Genomic DNA, 749 nt, shown 5'->3' on the forward strand with positions numbered 1-749 from the left:
GCGGGTCGGATGGTACAAGGAGGGTCACGTTCTCGATGGGCGTGGCTGTCCTGATGGAGAGTTCGTATCTGAAATATGCATAAGGATCTTGAGGTTCCCCCGAGATACAGCCGCAGAGGAAGACCTGGGCAACGACGAGGGCGAGGAGGACAATGGGGAGCCGGCGATGCATGCAGGAATCTGTTCCTTCCTAATATACATTCATTTCCCCGGAGATGCCCCTTGGATGGTTCTCTGTTCATTTCCTGCGATATTTTGTCTCTTCAGCTCGAAAAATTTGTTCTACTTCCCTGCACCGGAAGTCGGGGAGGCGTTGAGTTGCCACTCCCGGTAGATCCCTTTTCCCGCCGTCATTTCCCCGCCAGCGGGCATCCAGCCCTGTGGTTCGCCCTTGACGACAAGACGGTAGGTGTCACTGTATTCATTCACCGGAGTATTATCAAATCCGTCGCTCCATTCAATAAGTCCCCAAATATGTGAATAGATTGTGACTTTTGTCCCGTTTTCATACTGAGCGTAGATAGGGATGGTGTAGGAGTACCGGTAGCCATCGGGGTCGTAATAACCGCGCTCGTTGGGCGTTCCGGAGGAACTTGCTGTCAGCGTGAGGTTCTGCTTTGGGAGGAAGAGGGACTCGTTGCCGAACGGGTGCCGTGTTTCGATCAACTGCGGGACGATCTCGGGGCGAAATTTGTCGCGGAAAGAGGTATAGTTGTAATAGTCCACGTGAATCGGTCTTGCAGGATCCA

1 pseudogene is annotated in these 749 nt (G+C 53.1%); it reads right to left on the reverse strand.

The window, feature by feature from the left end:
• Nucleotides 1–282: 282 nt before the first annotated feature.
• Nucleotides 283–749, reverse strand: a pseudogene (locus EI28_RS12725) (hypothetical protein); the annotation flags it as partial.

The sequence above is a fragment of the Methanoculleus sp. MH98A genome, from assembly GCF_000691865.1.
Taxonomy (GTDB): Archaea; Halobacteriota; Methanomicrobia; order Methanomicrobiales; family Methanoculleaceae; genus Methanoculleus.